Annotated in this window: 16 protein-coding genes; 3 read left to right on the top strand and 13 right to left on the bottom strand. The window is 67.3% G+C overall.

Annotated features, from left to right (window positions below; genetic code table 11):
- Positions 1-119: 119 nt before the first annotated feature.
- From KA419_17235 to dtd, 9 genes are all read right to left on the bottom strand, one after another.
- Positions 120-731, bottom strand: coding sequence for a hypothetical protein (locus tag KA419_17235; GenBank protein MBP7867678.1), 612 nt, complete (start codon positions 729-731; stop codon positions 120-122).
- A 111-nt stretch (positions 732-842) separates the two neighbouring features.
- A complete protein-coding gene (gene mutL, locus KA419_17230) occupies positions 843-2,699 on the bottom strand; it encodes a DNA mismatch repair endonuclease MutL (protein MBP7867677.1) in 1,857 nt (618 codons plus the stop codon).
- A gap of 453 nt (positions 2,700-3,152) precedes the next feature.
- Positions 3,153-4,052, bottom strand: coding sequence for an HAD-IIB family hydrolase (locus KA419_17225; GenBank protein ID MBP7867676.1), 900 nt, complete (start codon positions 4,050-4,052; stop codon positions 3,153-3,155).
- Positions 4,053-4,266: 214 nt separating this feature from the next.
- Positions 4,267-4,803, bottom strand: coding sequence for an outer membrane beta-barrel protein (locus tag KA419_17220; protein ID MBP7867675.1), 537 nt, complete (start codon positions 4,801-4,803; stop codon positions 4,267-4,269).
- Between the two features lie 154 nt (positions 4,804-4,957).
- Positions 4,958-5,509, bottom strand: coding sequence for a porin family protein (locus KA419_17215; protein ID MBP7867674.1), 552 nt, complete (start codon positions 5,507-5,509; stop codon positions 4,958-4,960).
- A 196-nt stretch (positions 5,510-5,705) separates the two neighbouring features.
- A complete protein-coding gene (locus KA419_17210; protein MBP7867673.1) occupies positions 5,706-7,643 on the bottom strand; it encodes a cache domain-containing protein in 1,938 nt (645 codons plus the stop codon).
- 45 nt (positions 7,644-7,688) lie between these two features.
- Positions 7,689-8,297, bottom strand: a complete 609-nt coding sequence (locus KA419_17205; GenBank protein ID MBP7867672.1) for a threonylcarbamoyl-AMP synthase — start codon at positions 8,295-8,297, stop codon at positions 7,689-7,691.
- A 235-nt stretch (positions 8,298-8,532) separates the two neighbouring features.
- Entirely contained in the window at positions 8,533-9,225 is a 693-nt protein-coding gene (locus KA419_17200; GenBank protein ID MBP7867671.1) for a right-handed parallel beta-helix repeat-containing protein, read from the bottom strand.
- An 11-nt stretch (positions 9,226-9,236) separates the two neighbouring features.
- Positions 9,237-9,686 (bottom strand): D-tyrosyl-tRNA(Tyr) deacylase, encoded by a 450-nt coding sequence (gene dtd, locus KA419_17195; protein MBP7867670.1) that lies wholly within the window; start codon positions 9,684-9,686, stop codon positions 9,237-9,239.
- 125 nt (positions 9,687-9,811) lie between these two features.
- On the opposite strand from dtd, the gene KA419_17190 reads away from it, so the two are divergent.
- On the top strand, positions 9,812-10,456 hold the full coding sequence (locus KA419_17190; protein MBP7867669.1) for a MarC family protein: 645 nt from the start codon (positions 9,812-9,814) through the stop codon (positions 10,454-10,456).
- A 733-nt stretch (positions 10,457-11,189) separates the two neighbouring features.
- Here KA419_17190 and KA419_17185 read toward each other — a convergent pair.
- Positions 11,190-12,239 (bottom strand): hypothetical protein, encoded by a 1,050-nt coding sequence (locus KA419_17185; GenBank protein ID MBP7867668.1) that lies wholly within the window; start codon positions 12,237-12,239, stop codon positions 11,190-11,192.
- Between the two features lie 129 nt (positions 12,240-12,368).
- Here KA419_17185 and murA point away from each other — a divergent pair, with 129 nt between their 5' ends.
- Complete coding sequence (gene murA, locus KA419_17180) at positions 12,369-13,652, top strand: UDP-N-acetylglucosamine 1-carboxyvinyltransferase (protein ID MBP7867667.1); 1,284 nt, start codon at positions 12,369-12,371, stop codon at positions 13,650-13,652.
- Positions 13,653-13,880: 228 nt separating this feature from the next.
- Here the strand turns inward: murA and KA419_17175 are convergent, their stop codons facing one another.
- The 3 genes from KA419_17175 to KA419_17165 form a co-directional block, all read right to left on the bottom strand.
- A complete protein-coding gene (locus tag KA419_17175) occupies positions 13,881-16,241 on the bottom strand; it encodes a glycyl radical protein (protein MBP7867666.1) in 2,361 nt (786 codons plus the stop codon).
- Between the two features lie 322 nt (positions 16,242-16,563).
- Positions 16,564-17,505 carry a glycyl-radical enzyme activating protein gene (locus tag KA419_17170; GenBank protein MBP7867665.1) on the bottom strand — a complete coding sequence of 314 codons (942 nt, stop codon included), beginning with the start codon at positions 17,503-17,505 and terminating at the stop codon, positions 16,564-16,566.
- Between the two features lie 171 nt (positions 17,506-17,676).
- Positions 17,677-18,171: a histidine phosphatase family protein gene (locus KA419_17165; protein MBP7867664.1), complete on the bottom strand. Its 495-nt coding sequence runs from the start codon at positions 18,169-18,171 to the stop codon at positions 17,677-17,679.
- A gap of 212 nt (positions 18,172-18,383) precedes the next feature.
- Between KA419_17165 and KA419_17160 the strand changes: the two genes are divergently transcribed.
- The coding region (locus tag KA419_17160) for an FHA domain-containing protein (protein MBP7867663.1) at positions 18,384-19,269 on the top strand (886 nt) is incomplete at its 3' end.

Here is a 19,269-nt window from a genome sequence, read left to right as displayed (position 1 = left end):
GAAGGACGGCTCCATCTGGGGCTCTGCCGCGTCGTGCTGCGGCTCCCACGCCGCCCGGCGGAAGGTGGCCGCGGTCCTGGCGTTCTTCTCCGACGCGTTCGGGTTCTGACCCGGCCCCGTCAGCGGGCGGCCGGCTTCGGGTCGCCCTCCGGCGCGTTCGACCGGCGAAGTTTCTTCATCAGCGGGGAGATGATCTCCATGGCGGCGGGGAGGTCCTTGCGGATTCGTTTCATCTCGCCCGTCAGGGCCTTGAGCGCCGCCTGGTATTCCGGCCGGACCTTGGCCGCGAGGCTCTCCTCCTCGGCATCCGAGAGCTTGGGCATCAGCGCGAAGGTCTCGTTGATGGTCTTCATGGCGTCGGTCAGACGCTCCACCTCGGGGAGGACCGCCTTGGCCGACGCCACGTCCTTCACCTTCCCCAGCACGGCCGCCAGGTCCTTCATCCGGCTGAAGGAGGCCCGCAGCAGGCCCTCCCGGTCCGGGGGCAGCCCATCGGCCGCCGAGGACGCCGCGGAGGCAGGGGAGGCGCCCGGGGCAGCCGAGGCCGTCGCGGTCGTCTGAGGTGCGCCTGCCGGCTGGGTTTCGGTCGCGGCAGGCCCGGGCGCCGCGTCAACCGTCGGGGCCGCGGCCGGGGTGCCCGGCTGGGCGGGATAATCTTCGGGCAGGGACGTCCCCCCGCCGCACCCGGCCAGGAACAAAACGAGCAACGAACCGAAAAGCAACATCCGCATGGTCTGACCTCTTCGTGTGAATTCCCGCTTCGCGGGCCCGCGCCCGGGGCACGGTCGAACGGGCATTGTCTTCCCCCGGCGCCCCGCTGTCAAGCCAATTGATGACGTCGGTCAGGACCGTTTGAACGACTTCTCCACGTCACGGACGTGGAGACGGAGCACCACGGGGCGGCCGTGGGGGCAGGTGGTGGGGTCCTCCGCCTCGCGGAGGTTCCCGACGATGTGGGCCATCGTCTCCGGCGACAGGGGGTTGTTGATCTTGACCGCCGCCCGGCAGGCGAGCCCCGCCGCCAGGCGTTTTCGGACGTCGTCCACGGAGAGGGCGTCCGGGGTGTCCTCCAGGCGCGTCAGCAGGTCCTGCAGCAGCGCCTCGGCCTCGCAGTGGCCGGCAACCGCCGGGACGGCCTTGACCAGCGCATCCCGCGGGCCGAAGCGCTCCACCTCGAACCCGTTGGCCCTCAGTCGCGCTTCCAGGGCGTCCCAGATCTCGGCCTGGTGAGGGCTCAGGGAAACGTTCACCGGCAGGAGCAGGTTCTGCCGGACCACCGCCCCCTGCCGGACCTGGGCCAGGAACTCCTCGTAGAGCACCCGCTCGTGGGCCACGTGCTGGTCGATGAGGACCAGTTCCTCCCGGCTGACCGCCACGATGAAGCTCTCCCGCCACTGGCCGAGGACGCGCCAGGGGCTCTCTCCCACCGGCGTCCGCGGCTCCTCCGGGGGCGCATCGGGCCGGTGTACCGACACCCCCGGTTCCCGGAAACCGGGGAGCGGCGCGGGAGCCCCGCCGGGCCACGGCCGGGAGAGGATTTCCCGCACCCGGTCCATCCGGGCGGCGACGGGGTCCGGCGTATACCCTGACTCCCGGGGGGTCTCCGTGCCGGCGTCCTCCCCCCGGGCGGGGAGAACGTCCTCCGGGACCGGCGGGGGCCCCGCCGGCGGGAACGGAGGGGGCACCGCCAGGCCGGCGAAGGACTTCCCGGCCCGGAGCGCCTCCGCCATCACCCGCGTCAGGGTGTCCTGGACGCGCCACCCGTTCCGGAAACGGACTTCCGTCTTGGCCGGGTGGACGTTCACGTCGATCTCCTCGAAGGGGATGTCCAGGAACACCACCGCCGCGGGGTACGTCCCTCCCGGGATGATCCCCCGGTAGACGGCGTTCAGGGCGGAGGACACCACCCGGTCCCTCACCATGCGGCCGTTGATGAAGAAGTACTGCCCCTCGGTGGAGGACGCCTTCCGGTGCGGCGGCGACAGGAGCCCGCGGCAGGCGAGGTCCGCCCCCTCGTACCGGAACGGGACCATGTCCCGCTGAAAGCTCTCGCCAAAGACCTGGAGGACCCGCTCGTCGGCGGCCTGCACCGGCGGGGCGTCCATCACCGTGCGCCCGTTGTGAACGAGCGTGAAGAAAACCCCGGGCCGGGCCAGGGCGTAGTGGGTCACCAAGCGGACGAGGTGGGCCGACTCGGTGGCGTCGGAGCGCAGGAACTTGCGGCGGGCGGGGACGTTGAAGAACAGGTCCCGGATGGTGATCTCCGTCCCGCCGGCCCAGGCGGCCTCCCGAACGTCCTTCACCTTCCCGCCGTGAATATCCACCTGGGTCCCCGGCAGCTCCGGCCGGCCCCGGGGGGCGGTCTTGAGGGTCAACCGGGACACGGAGGCGATGGACGGCAGGGCCTCCCCGCGAAACCCCAGGGTCCGGATGCAGTCCAGGTCGGAGGCCTCCCGCAGCTTGCTGGTGGCGTGGTGCTCGAAGGCCAGGAGGGCGTCGTCGCGGTCCATCCCCTCGCCGTCGTCCCGGACGCGGATCAGGTCCTTCCCGCCCGCGCGGGCTTCCACGTCCACCCGCGCGGCATCGGCGTCGAGGGCGTTCTCGAGGAGTTCCTTGACCACGGAGGCGGGGCGCTCCACGATCTCGCCCGCGGCGATCCGGTTTGCCAGGATGTCGGGCAGCACCTTGATTTTCGCCATGTTTCCCCCGACCTGATTGATTATAACGCCCTGGGCGGGCGGAAGGGAGATTAGAGCACACCTGCCGTTTCACCGCAAGGGGTCGGGAGGGTTGAGCCCCTGGCCCGGGGGCGAAGCGGCGACGGGGGCGGGAGCAATGGGACTTATGGGAGTTATGGGAGCTATGGGACTATGGGAGCTATGGGAGTTATGGGAATTATTGGGAATTATGGGGGTTGTGAGATTTATGCAATATGACGCCCCCGCTAGAAGCCCTTCTCTCTCTCAACGGCACGGAGGCACAGGGAAACGGCGTCTCCGATCACGGTCAACAGGCCAGACGCCATCTCCTTCCTCCTGTCTCCCGACGACGCCTCCTGGCGGCTGCCTCCCCCTCCTGCCACCTGCCTTCTGGATTCTGGATTCTGGATTCTGGATTCTTCGGCGGTTGCCCGCCGCGGGCAGCGCGATTTTTCAGGCAGGGGGGAACCACTCCCGAAGGCGGTCGGGGCGCCGGAGGACATGCCGCCAGATGCCCCAGGCGACCCCGGAGCGGTCGCACGAGGGGAGATGCCGGCGGTAGCGTTCCCGGAGTTCCGCCGGTGCGTTGGCCATGAGGAGCGGGAGGGCGGCGTGGTCCAGCATGTCCACGTCGTTGAAGTTGTCGCCGAAGGCGGCGGTTTCCGGGGGGCCGACGCCGAGCATCCGCCCCACCCGCTCCAGGGCGTCGCCCTTGGAGACCCCGGGGGACATGACGTCCAGGAGGGAGAGGTCGCGCTGGGCGTACTCGGTGACGAGCAATTTGACGTCGTCGCCGAACCGCCGGGCGACGGCGCCCTCGAGCCGGCGGATCTCCCCCACCCCGCCCGTGAAGAGGACCTGGAGGATGTCGTCCCGTCGCAGGCCCTCGAAGCGGGAGAGGAGCCGGACATCGTTCCAGCCCTCGGTGAGGTAGCGGTCCAGCCGGCAGTGCTGGGCGATGCCGTCCTCGATGAGCACGGTCCCGCCTCCGTCAGGTTCGCAGAAGAGGATGGGGGAGAACCCCGATGCCCTCCCCAGGCGAACGACCTCGCGCGCCAGGCGAAAGGGGAGCGCCTGGTGCCAGACCAGGTGCCGCCCGCCCAGCTCCTTGATCACGGCGCCGTTCTGGAAGACCATGAGGCCGTCCAGGCCCAGTTGCTCCGCGTAGGGCACGCCCATGCTGAAGCGGCGGCCGGTCACGGGGACGACGTGGATTCCGTCGTCCAGGAGGTCGCGGACCGCGGCCCGGTTGGCGGGGGAGACCCGGTACCGGGAATCCAGGAGGGTGCCGTCGAGATCCACGGCCACCAGGCGAATCCGTTCAGGGAAGGGCGGGACGGGGTTCGGGTTCATTCCGGTCCGTTTCCAGGAAAAGTGAGGCGGTCGCAAAAAGTCCCATCGCCTTCCGGGTGATGGCTCAATCAATGGTTTTACAACCGCGTTCCCGTTCGATTTCCGTCTTTTCGCAAGGCCGTCGACAGCGGCTGTCCCCGGAGCCGGCGGCGGCCCCCGGGATGAAAAAAAAGCCGGTTCGGGGAACCGGCTTGCAAGGTTCAGGGAAGGAAGCTCAGCGTTTGCCGCCGTGAAAGACGACGCCGAAGCCGAAGCGGAACACGTTGGCCTCGAGGAGGTCGGTCTGGCGGATGTAGTCGAACTGGATCGCACGGATGGAGACCAGGTCGTTGCAGAGGATGTCGAGGCCCCCGCCGAAGCCGTAGCAGAACTTGGTCATGGCAGCCGATGACACCGCATCGGCTACGCGGTTGTGAGCCCAGCCCACGAAGCCGCGGACGAAGGGGGCAAAACGCTCATGCCGCGCAGTGAACTGAGGGCCAACGAGGACATAATAGGTAGAGAAAGAAGAATTCTCTGAATAACTTTCCTTACTGTAACTGAAATCGACCAGAACCCCGACGTTTTTATGGGCATAACCACAGGCCGAGAGCCCGATACCCCATGGCATGTTATCTTTGAATGTGGTCCCTTCATCGTTGAAGCGCTGGAAGGTGTACCCGGCGTAGAAGTCGAACATCGGGTGGTCCGCGGCCGGGAGGGCCGCGAAGCACGTCAAGAGGATCCCCGCGAAAAGCAGCAGTTTTTTCATAATATACCTCCGAAAATATGGTGTTTTTTGATCTATTACATGATCAATTCTATCGGTAGATTCGAAGATGTCAAGAGAAAAGCGAGCGGAGTCCTCCGTGAACTGTAAAAAAAAAGCCGGCCCGAAGGCCGGCTTGTCAGGATCGCTCGAAAAACTAGCGGGCGTTGAACACGATGCCCACGCCGAAGCGGAACACGTTGCCCTGGACGATGTCGCCGGTCTGGCGGATGTAGTCGACCTGGGCCAGGCGGAGGGACACGTTGTCGCTCACCTTGACGTCGATGCCGCCGCCCACGCCGTAGGCCAGCTTGTCCTCGCTGCCCTCGTACCAGGCGTGGCCGTCATAGAGCGCGGCGGACACGCGGCCCCAGCCGAACAGGACGCGGAAGAAGGGGGTCACGTTGTCGTTTTCCACGAAGCGGAACTGGGGGCCGCCGAGGAAGTACCAGGTGGCCTGGTTGATGTCGCCGTCGGCCCAGTGCTTGCTGGTCCAGCTGAAGTCAGCCACGAAGCCCACGTTCTTGTGGAAGTAGTAGCAGCCGGAGAAGCCGACGCCCTTCCAGGCCGTCCAGCCCTCGTCCAGGGCGGAGGGAGCGTAGTGGGTCAGGGTCCACCCGCCGTAGAAGTCGAACTTGGAGTGGTCCTCGGCCACGGTGAAGGCCGAGAAGGCAAGCAGGGCGGCGAAAACGAACAGTACTTTCTTCATAAGAAACCTCCAAAAATATGTTTTACCTTGCATTCAATTCAACTCAACACTCAACTAGGCAATTTAGTCCAAAGAAGCATTCAATGTCAATGAAAATCTGATCGCGTCAAGCAGAGGCTCCCCGGACTGCGTTCGCCGGCCGCACTCGCCCCCGCCGGCGGGCGGCCGTTGCGACGGAGTTGGTCGGTCCCGCACGTCAGGCGGGCGCCGGCCCGCCGAGGGGCAGGGTCACCCCGAACTCGGCCCACGCACCCTCCCGGGAGTCGATGGCCAGGGAACCGCCGTGGCGCTCGAGGATCTCCCGGGTGATGTAAAGGCCGAGGCCGGTCCCCCCCGCCCGTCGCCCGGCCGGGGTCCGGGGCCGGAAGAACTTCTCCCCGAGGCGGGCGAGGTCGGCCGGAGGGATGCCCTCGCCTTCGTTCCACACGTCGATGCGGCAGTGCCCCGCAGCGCACTCCCCGAGCCGGATGCGCACCTCGCCCCCCGACCGCCCGTACTTCACGGCGTTGCCCACGAGGTTGAAGAAGACGACCCGCAGGAGGTTCGGGTCCGCCTCCAGGTCGACTGACTTGACCGCCTCGTCGACGGACAGGCGCATGTCCTTGATCTCCATGCTCCCCGCCAGTTCGTGGCAGGCGGGCTGGAGGGCGTCGTACCAGAGGTTCATGGCGACCCGGCGGACCTCCATGCGGTCCTTTTCGATCCGGGAGAGGTCCAGGTAGTTCCGGATGATGTCCCGGAACCGGTCCAGGTACTGGAGCAGCGAGGCCAGGCACTCCTGCTCCTCCGGGCCCATTTTCCCGCCGAGGGAGTCCCGGAGGGCGTGGGCGTCCATCACGAGGACCCCCACCATGTTGGACAGCTCGTGGGTGACGAAACTCAGCATCTCCATGTAGTTCCGGTTCGTGGCCTCGAGCTTGGCGTTGATCTCCTTGAGGCGGGTGTTGGCGTCCTTGAGCGAGAGGTCCCGCTCCCGGAGGGCGGTGACCATCCCGGTGAAAGCGTCGAGGAGTTCGGAGACCTCCCGGAAGTCCCCCGGCGCGGCGGGAGGCGGAAGTTCGAAGCCCCCCCCGCGCACCCCCTCCGCGGCGAGGAGGAGCCGGCGAAGGGGCCGGGTGAGGGCCCGGCTGAGCAGCCAGGACACCAGGACGGCCGCGAGGGCGCCCGCGGCGAACACTCCGGCCATCGCCGCGACCATGCGGTCACGGGTGTCCAGCAGCAGCTCCTCGAGAATGCCGACGTAGGTCATGCCGATCACCCGGCCGGACGGGTCGCGGATGGGAGCGTAAGCCGCGACGTACCAGCGATCCACCACCCAGGCCCGGTCGCTCCAGAGGTGCCCGTCCCTCAGGACGCGGTCGAGGACTTCCGCCGAGGCGGAGGTCCCGACAGCCCTCCGGCCCCCGGGGTCCACGACGTTGGTGGCCACCCGCCGCCCGCCCTGGAAAAGGGTCACCGTCGCCGTGGGCTTTCCCCGGAAGACGTGGGGCTCGATGACCCGTTCAGCCAGGCGGTCCACCCGGGGATTGTCGAAACAGAGGACCCGCCCCGCATAGACGACGGACCCCGGTCCGCCCGCGACGCCGGTTACCGCTTTCCAGGCCAGGCTGGCCAGGAGGACGCCCCGGTCGAACGGCGCCCCCGCCGCCGGGATGGCGCCGAGCCCGGCGCGAAGTTCCGCGGCACGGGCGGGGTTTTCCCGTGTCAGCTCGTCCAGCGGGACGAGAACGAACCCGCTTTCGGGCCCGCGCTCCCTCCACTGCCGGCAGAAGAAGGAGGAACCGTCCAGGGTAGCCGCCGAGAGAAAACGTTCCCCGCCGCCGGCACTCAGGTCCATCACCCCGCCGAAATCGAACCCTCCCGCACGGAAGGCGGCCCGAACCTCCTCCGTCACGCCGGCGCCCGGGCGCCCCGCCACCGCCGGGGCCAGGGCCGCCAGCAGCTCCGCGTCCGCCTCAATCCGGTCTCCGAGCACCTGCCGCACCGAGGCCAGCTTCTGGCTCACGCGGGCCTGGGCCTCCCCCCGGGCGAGCCGGTCGTGCCACTGCAGGGTCAGCAGCACGGCGGGCACGCAGAGCAGCCCGATCACGACGATGAAACGGAGGAATATCTTCTTCTGGAGGGTGGGTTGCATGGGCGGGTCCCCTGCCCCGTCCGCGGGCCGCTCGAAGCCCGGGTGCTAGAAGATCAGCGCGACGTCGCCGGCGCCTTCCCGGACCACCTCGGGAGTGGGGCCCGTCAGGTCCACGACGGTGGACAATTGAGGGAAGATCTCCCCGCCGTCGATCACCAGGTCGATCATCCCCTTGAGCCGGCTGTGAATCTCGCCGGGGTCCTGGAGGTTCTCGCCGTAGTGGGGGTTGATGGACGTGGAGATGATGGGGGTTCCCAGGCTGAGGGCCACCGCCAGGCAGATGTTGTTGGCGGGGATGCGGATCCCCACGGTGTGTCGCTTGGTCAGCATGATCTTGGGAACGATGTTGTTGGCCTCCAGGATGAAGGTGAAAGGCCCGGGAGTGGCCCGCTTCATGATCCGGAAAGCATTGTTGCTGATGGTGACGTAACGGCTGGCCATCTGGATGCTGTCGCAGATGAAGCTCAGGGGCTTGTGCTTGTCCTCCGCCTTGATGCGGTAGAGCTGGTTGATGGCCTTCTTGTCCAGGATGGAGCAGCCGACGGCGTACATGCTGTCGGTGGGATAGGCGATGACCCCGCCCCGGTTGAGGATCTCCGTCACGCTCTGGACGTGGCGGGGCTGGGGTTGGTGGGCGTTGATTTTCAGCAGCATGTTTTCCTCGGTTTCCCGGCGCGGGGCCTCGAACGGATCCGGCGGCGCACGTGCCGTCGTGAAACTTCATTCTATGCGCTTTGGCGTCAATTGTCAAAGGGAGATCGCGCCCGATCGCTCCTCACGCCCCATTCGCACGGTGGCCGAAAGAACCTGGCGCACACCCTCGCGCCCAGGGCCCCGGGTGGCGGGGCGGGGCCCGAGACGGACCCGGCCCGCCCCGCGGGCGGGGCGCCTAGTCGCGCTTTTTGCCCGACCCCGGCGGCGCCGGCATCGCCGGCCGCCAGTACCCGCCGTTGTTCCGGGTCACGTTGTCGGACATGTCCAGGTCGTCGGATTGATGGAGGTTCATGAAGTTGGCGTTGTTCTCCACCAGGTTCGCCTGGACCAGGACCTTGCTGCACCGGTCCAGGTAGAAAGCGTTGAAGGTGTTGTGGTGAATGTGGCACCGTTTCACCGTCAGGTCGTTGACCCCGACGGCGTGGACGCCTGACGCGCCGCAGCCGTTCAGTTCGCAGTTTTCCACCACGACGCGGGAGGAGTCCGAGACGTGGACCACCGCCCCGTGGCACTGGTAGTCCTTCAGGGGCGAGACGTGGCTCAGGGAAAGGTTCTCGAGGCGGATTCCCTCGCTCTCCGAGATCGCGATCACGTTCTGCATGACGTCGCTCACCCGGACGGCCGAGTTCCGGTCCCCCCGGATCGTGAGGTTTTTCCGCCCCTGCACCACCAGGCCCCGGGCCACCAGGTGCCGGCCCGAGGGGACGACCACCGTCCCGCCGTCGGGCGCCTGATCGACGAGGGCCTGGAGGTCGACCGCATCGGCCCCGGTCTCGTCGGGCACGACTTTCCGGCCCTTGTCGCCCCCCGCCGCGAAAGCGGCCAGGGCCGCCAGCATCCCCAGCACCGTCAGCATTCGTTTCAACATGCCTGCCTCCTTCAGAAAGTCTTTCGGCTGTCCAGCAACAGCGTCACCGGCCCGTCGTTGACCAGATGGACGTCCATCATGGCCTGGAACCTCCCCGTGGCCACGTCGGGCCAGGTTTCCCGGGCCAGGCGGACGAACTCCCCGTACGCCGTCTCGGCTCGAACGGGGTCCATGGCGTCGGAGTAGGACGGCCGCCGGCCTTTTCTGCAGTCCCCGTAGAGGGTGAACTGGGACACCACCAGCAGCCCGCCGCCCGCCTCGCGGAGGGAGCGGTTCATCTTCCCCTCCGCGTCGGGGAAGACCCGCAGGTCCAGGGTCTTGTTCAGGATGTAGTGCGCGTCGGCCGCCGTGTCGTCGCCGCGGATCCCCAGGAGCAGCAGGAGGCCGCGGCCGATGGCGCCTTCCACCGCCCCGTCGACGCTGACCCTCGCCTCGGACACCCGCTGCACCACGGCCCGCATGCACGCCCTCCCCGCCAGGTTCCCCCCGATGATACCACGGTCGCGGCCGGGAGTGAAGACTGCGGGCTGTACGGATCGCGGGGCCTGGTGTATACTCGCCCGCGTCAAAGGAGGCGCGGAAGACCATGATCCACTTCTTCAACACGGCCACGTTCGCGTTCCTGGCCCTCTTCCCCATCCTGAACCCCCCGGCCATGGCGCCCATCTTCCTCCAGCTCACCTCGCGCCTCGGGAACGCCGAACGCAACCGGGTCTCGGCCCTGATCGGGTTCTACACCTTCGTCCTCCTGACCAGCCTGCTCTTCGTCGGCGGCTGGCTCCTGAAAGTCCTGGGCATCTCCCTGCCGGTGATCAGCGTCGCCGGCGGCATCCTTCTCTTCCACACCGCGTGGACCATGCTCAACCGGGCGCCGAAGATGAGCGACGCCGAGCGGGAGGAGCTGGAGAACTACGGGGTGGAAAACGCCTTCTTTCCCCTCACCCTCCCCGTCACCGCCGGCCCGGGATCCATCGCCATCACCCTGACCCTGGTCCCCAACGGCAGCCTGGCCACCCTGCCGGTCGTTCTCGACTTCCTGGCCATCGCCGCCGGGATTGCCGCGGCATCCCTGACGGTCTTCCTGTTCTACCGCTTCTCGGGGCATTTCCTCCGCCGCCTGGGGAAGACGGTGAACGCCACCATTTCTCAGATCTCCGCCTTCATCCTCCTGGCCATCGGCGTCCAGATCATCTGGGGCGGCCTCCGGGAGCTTCTGAAGACCCTCAACTAGCCCCACGCAAAGTCCATCGGTATCGGTATCGGTATCGGTATCGCTATTCCCAACCCGGCTAATCCGGAAGCAAACCACGGATGGACACGGATGAACACGGATAGGCACGGACAAAACGGAACCGGGAGGCGCGATTTGCGTCGGGGACGCGACGCTCCGGCGGCCTGCGCGACGTGTTCCGCGGCCCGGCATCCCCGGGTGCGGCCTTCCGGTCCGGGGAGCAGCGGCCGGGATAAACCAGTCTTCCCCGCACCCTTTCAGGGTGACGGGCGTCCGCGGCGCCGCCCCGGGGACAAGACGTCGCTCGCAGAGGCAAACCCGCCCCGAAGGCGGCGGGAGCAAAGCATTCTTCCCATGTGTTACTCAATTTGACAAAAACGATGCCCTCGCAAATAGTCGGAAAGCGAGCGGGAAAGTGTCTGTAAGGCCTTTGGTTGAGCCATCACCCGGAGGGTGATGGTACTTTTTGCGACCGCATAAAACTATATCCTGAAGATCCTGCGATTTCCCCGGGCCCTCGCCCGGTAAATTGGCTTGGGAAGGCAGTCGGGATCGACGACGTGCTGGTGAAAACGCAGCCGCTAAAGCGCCTAATCCTATCACCCCCGCGGTCAGGCTCGAAATCGGGTTTCGAATTCCGAAGGGGTTACCCGATTGCGACTGCGATTGCGATAGCGATACCGATACCGATGCCGATGCCGATGCCGATAAGAGTCGCAGACAACCTGGGGGTTCAGACGAAGTTCGTGTCCCGGGAAATGTTGAGGATGTCCCGCAGCAGCGCGCCCGCGGTTTCACGGGAACCCGATGCCCCCCCGAACAGCGTCAACTGGCCGAGGGAATCGGTGTAGAAGGTGATGGCCTTGCACGTCCCGTTCACGGTGAAGAAGGGGTGCGTGGGCGTGATGATGGAGGGCTTGACCCGCATCCGGAGGTGGGGGCCTTCGAAGCTCGCCTTGCCGAGGAGCTTGACGGTGTTCCCCTGCCGCAGGCCGGCCTCGACGTGGGAGTAGTCCAGGCCTTCCAGGCCCTGCACCTGCATGTCCTTCAACTCGGCGCCCGGGTCCATGAACGCCTTGGCCAGGATGAGGGTCTTGAAGGCCGTGTCCCACCCCCCGACGTCGAACATGGGGTCGGACTCGCAGATCTTCATCTCGATGGCAATCTGCAGCTCCTCCTCGATGGATGATTTGTTGGCGATCATCTCGGAGAGCAGGAAGTTGGTGGTCCCGTTCAGGATTCCCTCGAAGCCGTAAATCTCCGCCCCGGCGAGGGCGATCCCCACGGTGTCCGCCGCGGGGAGGGCCGCGGCGGAGGCGCCGCCGAACTTGAAGGGGGTCCGGTGTTTCCGGGAGGTGGCCACCAACCGGTTGAAACCGTAGACCAGGGGCGCCTTGTCGGACGTGACCACGGGGACCCGTCGCGAGAGGAACTCCAGCAGCCACCCGAGGGCGGGCTCGGCGACGTCCCGGCGCGTGGGGAGCGCCTCGAGGACGACGTTGACCCCGGCCTCGAGGTAAGCGTTCACCAACCCGGCCGGGTCGAAGTCCCGGACGCCGCCCATGAGGTCGCCGGAAACGTTCTTGGCGAGCTTGAGCGCCAGCAACTCGCCGGCCTCGAAGCCGTCCGGCGAGATCAGCATCTCCGTGCGGTCACAGATGGCATGGACGCGGATGTCCTGGTGATAACGGACCTTGAGGTAGTCCAGTTTCTCGGGGAGCAGTTCGAGAAAACCCTGGATGACATTGCCGAAACCGATGACGCCGAGCTTGATTTGTTTCATGGCCAACTCCGTTGACGCTACTTTACACCGTTTCCCGGCGGGAATCAACCTCGACGGCTTTTCAAAAAGCCGGAAAGGGGAATGCCGCCGTGTTACAATGCCTCCCGATTCTGAGCCCGGGGAGGCACCATGGACCAGTTCATCATTCAGGGCGGCATCCCGCTGCGGGGCGACGTGACGCCCTCGGGGAACAAGAACGCCACCTTGCCGCTGCTGGCGGCCTGCCTGCTTACGGACGAGCCCGTCGTGCTCCGCAACGTCCCGGAGATCCAGGACGTCCGCTCCATGCGGGCCCTTCTGGGCAGCCTCGGCGCGTCGGTGGAGGCGGTCGGGGACCACGCATGGCGGGTCCGGGCCGCCAACCTCTCCCCGGCCGACCTCGACCCCGACCTCTGCCGGAAGATCCGGGCCTCCATCCTCCTCGCGGGCCCCATGACGGCCCGCTGCGGCGGGATGCGCCTGCCTCCCCCCGGGGGCGACGTCATCGGCCGCCGGCGCGTGGACACCCACATCCTGGCCCTGCGCGCCCTGGGCGCCTCCGCGGACTACGACCGCAAGGGCAAGGCCTTCCGCTTCCAGGCGGACCGGCTCACCGGCGCCGACATCCTCCTCGACGAAGCCAGCGTCACGGCCACGGAGAACGCGCTCATGGCCGCGGTGACGGCCCGGGGGACCACCACCCTGCGCAACGCCGCCTCGGAGCCCCACGTCCAGGAACTCTGTCACCTGCTGAACCACCTGGGCGCCCGCATCGACCACATCGGCTCCAACACCCTCCACATCGAGGGCGTCGAACGCCTTCACGGGGGGGACTTCACCGTCAGCACCGACTACCTGGAAGTGATCAGCTTCGTGGGTGCGGCGGCGGTCACAGGCGGGAGCGTCCGGGTCCGCAACGCGGGGGTCCGCTTCCTGGACATGATCCGGCTGGTTTTCCAGCGCATGGGGATCCGGTGGGAGGTCGACGGGGATGACCTGCTCGTCCCCGCCGAACAGGAGCGCGTCATCGAAACCGACTTCGTGGGGGCGATCCCCGAGGTCTGCGTGATGCCCTGGCCCGCCTTCCCCACCGACCTCATGAGCCTCGCCATCGTCACCGCCACCCAGTGCCGCGGGAACATGCTGTTCCACGACTGGATGTACCCCAGCCGGATGTTCTTCATCGACAAGCTGGTGGCCATGGGGGCCCACATCGTCCTGTGCGACCCGCACCGGTGCATCGTGCAGGGGCCCACACGCCTCTACGGCGACAAGCTGGACAGCCCCGACATCCGGGCGGGCATGGCCCTCGTCCTGGCCGCGCTGGCGGCCGACGGCGAGTCGGTGATCCGCAACGTCACCCAGATCGAGCGCGGCTACGAGCGCATCGACGAGAAGCTGCGCCATCTGGGGGCGAGGATCGAGCGGGCGTGAACCAAGGCGCCAAAGGACGAAAGGACCAAAAGGACCTAAAGGACCCAAAGGACGGCGAAGGGCGAGACTCTTTGTTCTTCGCCCTTCGCCCTTTGCCCTCTGCCCTCTACCCTCTGCCCTTTGCCCTCTGCCCTTTGCCCTTTGACCTTTGACCTTTGACCTTTTTCCCCGTCCTTCGTCCTTTGGGTCGTTTTGGTCCTTTGGGTCCTTTCCGAATAGGCCTTGGGCTCAGAAGGCCTCGTGCGCGGTGCGGGCGATGATCTCGTCCTGCAGGGCCCGGCCCAGGTCGCAGAAGTAGTCGCTGTAGCCCGCCACCCGGACGATCAGGCCCGCGTGGGCGGCGGGGTCTTCCTGGGCCTTGCGGAGGGTTTCCGCCGTCACCACGTTGAACTGGAGGTGGTGGCCGTCGAGGCGGAAGTAGCCCCGGATCAGGCCCGCCAGGTTCGCGATCCCCTCCTCGCCGGCCAGGAGTCCCGGGGAAAACTTCTGGTTGAGGAGCGTCCCGCCCGTCTTGAGCTGATCCATCTTGGCGGCGGAGCGCACCACGGCCGTGGGGCCCTTCCGGTCGGCCCCCTGCACGGGGGAGATCCCCTCGGAGAGGGGTTCCCCGGCCCGGCGGCCGTCGGGCGTGGCGCCGGTCACCGCCCCGAAGTAGACGTGGCAGGTGGTGGGGAGCATGTCCACGTGGCAGCGGCCGCCGCGCCCGTTGGGGCGGCCGTCCACGGCCCGGAAGAAGGTCTCGAAGCACGCGCGCATCAGGTCGTCGGCCGCGTCGTCGTCGTTGCCGTAGCGCGGCGCCTTCCCGGCGAGCCGAAGCCGGAGGACCTCGTTCCCCTCGAAGTTGCGGGACAGCACCTGGGCCAGGTCCCCGAGACCGATCAGGCCCTGGTCGAACACCAGCGTTTTCACGGCGGAGAAGGCGTCCGTCAGGGTGCCGATGCCGACCCCCTGGATGTAGGTCGTGTTGTAGCGGGCGCCGCCGGCGTTGTAGTCCTTGCCTCGCGCGACGCAGTCGTCGATGAGGACGGAGAGGAACGGCGCCGGGGCGTACCGGGCGTAGAGACGTTCCACGATCCGGTTTCCCCGGGCCTTGACGTCCACGAAGTGCCGGACCTGTGCCTGCCAGGCCCGGAAGAAGTCGTCGAAAGCGTTGAAATCGCCCGGCTTCCCCGTTCGGAGGCCCAGCTGGCGCCCCGTCCGCGGGTCAAAGCCGTCGTTGAGCGTCAGCTCGAGGACCTTCACCAGGTTGAAGTACCCGGTGAGGATGTAGGCTTCCTTGCCGAAGGCGCCGGCCTCGACGCAGCCGCTGGTGCCGCCGTCCCGGGCATCCTCGATGCTCTTGCCCTGCCGGACCAGCTCCGCCGCCACGGCGTCGGCGTTGAAGACCGAGGGGAAGCCGAAGCCCCGCCGGATGACCCGGCAGGCGTGCCGGAGGAAGTCCTCGGGGGTCTTCCGGGAGATCTGGACGTTGGAGCTGGGCTGGAGGATCTGCATCGCCTCGATCACGTCCAGGATGACGTGGGAGAGGGGGTTGACCCCGTCGCCGCCGTCCCGGGTCAAGCCGCCGAGGGAGATGTTGGCGAAGTCCGTGTAGGTCCCGCTCTCCGCCGCCGTCACCCCCACCTTCGGCGGGGCCGGGTGGTTGTTGAACTTGATCCAGAAGCACTGCAGCAGCTCGACGGCCTCGTCGGGGGAGAGGGTCCCCGCCGCCGTCTCCGCCCGGTAGAAGGGGAAGAGGTGCTGATCGAGCCGGCCGGGGCTGAAGGCGTCCCAGCCGTTGAGTTCCGTGATGACCGCCAGGTGGCAGAACCAGTAGGCCTGCAGCGCCTCGTGGAAGCTTCGGGGCGCGTTGGCGGGCACGTGGCCGCAGACGGCGGCGATCTTCTCCAGCTCGGCGCGCCGGGCGGCGTCGGGCTCGCCCGCGGCCAGCTGCCGGGCCGCCTCGGCGTGCCGCCCGGCGTAGCGGATCACCGCCTCGCAGGCGATGTCCATGGCCCGGAGCTGGTCCCGGCGGTCGAGGGCCTCGGGGTCCGCCTCGAAGTCGAGGGCGTCGATGCGCTCCGCGATTTCCCGGCGGACATCCAGGAGTCCGCGCCGGTAAATCTTGCCGTCGGCCACGGTGTGGCCGGGCGCCCGCTGCTCCATGAACTCGGTGAAGACCCCGGCCTCGAAGGCTTCCTTCCAATCGTCGGGCAGCTCCCGGAAGATCCGGTCGCGCATGGAGCGGCCGGACCAGAAGGGGATCACGGTCTGGGCATAGGCCCGCAGGACGTCCTCCGACACCGCGTACCGGGTCTTCTCCCGGCTGCCCAGGATGCGCAGGTCGTCCAGGGAGTGGCAGGTCAGCTCCGGGTAGGTGGGCGTCGCCTTGGGGAAGGGCCCGCGTTCCCCGACGATCAGTTCCCCGGGACCGATGTAGACGGCCTTGTGCTCGCACAGGTGGCGAAAGGCCATCGCCCGTAGGACGGGAACGGGGTGCTTCCCCTCGTTCTCCCGGTAAAAACCGGTCAGCAGGAGGGCGCGCTCCGCCGAGATGGAGGGCTCGGCGTCGAGGCTCGCCTGCCGGAGTCGTTTCACCCGTTCGTTCATCGTTCCTCCTCCCGCCCAAGGCTGAAGTGGTTGTTTTTCGTCCATTGTTTCCCCCCACCTATCCTACACCGGTATCGGTATCGGTATCGGTATCGGTATCGCAATCGCAATCGCAGTCGGTATCGCAATCGCCGTCGCCGTTGCAATCGGTATCGGTTTCGTTTTCGGCGCCGGGACCACCGCCGAAGAGGTTTGGAATCATTTGCGACAGCGATAACAATAACGATTGCGACTGCGATTGCGATTTCCGATACCGATTTCCGATACCGATTCCGATACCGATACCGATTCCGACCCCGATAAATACGCCGAATCGGGAAGGTCAGGCGGGCGGCAAGACCACCGACACGCCGGAACGGCCCAGGATGTCCGCCGCCCGGGCCGGGTCCCCCGGGTCCGCCGCCCGCTCCGGCAACCAGGCGGTCTCCCGGCCGATCCGGGGGTATTTTAACACCCCCGCGGGGTTCCAGGGAAGAACGTGCACGGCGTGCCGCCTCCGGAGCGTCGACAGGAAAGCCCCGATGGCCGAGAGGTTGTCCTCGGTGTCCGTCACGCCGGGGACGAGGGGGACGCAGACCCACACCGGGCAAGGGTGGTTGTCCAGCATTCGGAGGTTTTCCAGGACCCGCCGGTTGGACACCCCGGTCAGCCGAAGGTGCGCCGCGTCGTCCATCACTTTCAGGTCGTACAGCACCAGGTCGCAGTGCTCCGCGACCGTTGCGAGAAGGGGACCCGGGGCGAAACCGCAGGTGTCCACGGCGGTGTGCAGCCCGAGCCGCCTCGCCTCCCGGAGGCAGTCCAGGAGAAAGTCGCCCTGGGCCAGGGGCTCCCCGCCGGAGAACGTCACCCCGCCGCCTCCCTCGTAGAAGACGGCGTCGCGGGCGGCGGCGGCGGCCACGTCCCCGCTGGTCATGGACGTCCCGGCGATCTCCCGAGCGCCGGCCGGGCAGCGTCCCACGCACCGTCCGCAGGCGGTGCAGGCGGTGAAATCGGTGACGACCCGCCCGCCTTCGCGCCGGATAGCCCCCAGTGGGCAGGCGGGGCCGGCGGCGAGACGGTCCGCCCCGGCTTCGCCCAGGCAGGCGCCGCACCCCGTGCAGCGGTTTTCCCGGCACAGGAGCTGCGGGCCTTCCGCCTGGCTCTCCGGGTTGTGACACCAGGCGCAGCGCAGAGGGCATCCCTTGAGGAAGACAGTCGTCCGTATCCCCGGCCCGTCGCGGGTCGAGAAACGCTGGATGTCGAAAACGATCCCCGTGCGGCTCACCGGAACACTCTCGTCTACGATCTCAGGACCGGCCTCGCGGCGGGCTTTGAAGCCGTCCTCCCCCTTGCTGGATCTTCCAACGCGAAGGCACTGAGGTAAAAAGAAGTTTTTGACTGAATCTGTTCGTGTGGTTCGGGTGGTTCGTGGTTTTTCAGTTTCATTCCGGCGAGGTCACTGGGCGATCTTCCGGGGTTTCCAGATGTCGATCACCCGGGTCCCGGAGGTGGCGTTGAGCTGTTCCCAGCGGTCGATGTGGAGGATCAGGTGGACCACCGCGGCGGTGGGCAGTTTCTCGAAACGCCCGGTGAGGAATTCCAGGAACTCCTCCATCCCGGTGTTGTGGCCCACCACGAGGACCTTGTCGATGGGGTCCGGGACCTTGTGGAGGGCGTCGAGGTAAGCCTGGGGCGCTCCCAGGTAGAGGGACTCGAGGTACTTGATCTCGCCGTTGAACTGGCACTTCCGCAGGACCGCCTCGGCGGTCTGACGGGTCCGCAGGGAGGTCGAGCACAGAACGTACTGGGGGGACAGGCCCATGTTCCGGATCAGCTTGCCCATGGCCGGCGCATTCTTGAGCCCCCGCTTGTTCAAGGGTCGTTCGGAGTCCGTCAGCTGGGGGTTGGCCCAGGCGGATTTCGCGTGTCGCATCAACACCAGTGTTTTCATCCCGTCTCTCCGGCCAGGCTCGCCGGTTCTCCGGCAAGGTGCGGGCGATTATAGCACGACCGCCGAAACCGGGAAGAAAAATTTCCATCGTAAAGAGCAGGGACCGGTCGGGGGCCGCGGAGCATTTTTCTGTTTCAAAGTTCACCCCGGTATGGTACAGTTCGGCTTCAGAACATGATGCGGAGACTAGAAAAGGGGCAGGGACCAACAACATGACCACCAATCCGACCTCCCTGGCGAAACTGTTCATCACGCTCCCGAACGGGAGCACCCAGGAGAAAGAACTCCAGGCCGTGGAATTCCGGATCGGGAGAGGTCCCCAGAACGACCTGGTGCTGGACGACTCCTTCGCGTCCACCCAGCACGCGGCCTTCCGCCTGGAAGCCGGCGCCTGGGTGATCCACGATTTCGGGAGCGCCAACGGCACCCGGCTCAACAACCAGCGGATCTCGGGCAGCCACCCCATCCAGACCGGCGACATCGTCCAGATCGGCCACACGAAGTTCGTTTTCACCCTGGGGCAGGGCGCCCCGGTCGTCCCGGCCGCCCCCGCGACCGGCTACATGCCGGTCGGCGGCCCTCCCGCCATGACCCCGGGCGGGACGGCGATGATGGGCCAGCCGGCGCCGTCCGGGCCCGGGCTGCACGTCACCACCGGCGCCGGGAAGGAGTTCGAGGTTCACCTCACGGGGACCTCCATCAAGATCGGCCGGGCCCCGCAGAACGACATCGTGCTGGACGACGGCTTCACCTCGACGTACCACGCCGAGATCCGCCCGGCCAACGGCGGGACCTGGCAGGTCACCGACATGGGCAGCAGCAACGGGACCAAGGTCAACGACCAGAGGATCGCCGGGTCGAGGCCCCTGCTCAGCGGCGACGTCATCCAGGTGGGCCGGGCGCGCATCGTCTTCACCGCCCCCCCCGCCGCGCCCGCTCCCCGGCCGGGGACCGCGGCCGTACCGTCTTTCGCGCCGCCCCTGATGCCGCCCCCCGGCTTCGGCGCCCCCCCTCACGGGGCGCCGCTGTACCCGGCGCCCGCGCCGGAGCCCACGGGGAGCGCCAAGGTCCCCCTCCTGGTGGTGGTGATGCCCACGG

Source organism: Acidobacteriota bacterium, from assembly GCA_018001935.1.
GTDB lineage: Bacteria > Acidobacteriota > JAAYUB01 > JAAYUB01 > JAAYUB01 > JAGNHB01.
This window is presented reverse-complemented; position numbering and strand designations above follow the sequence as displayed.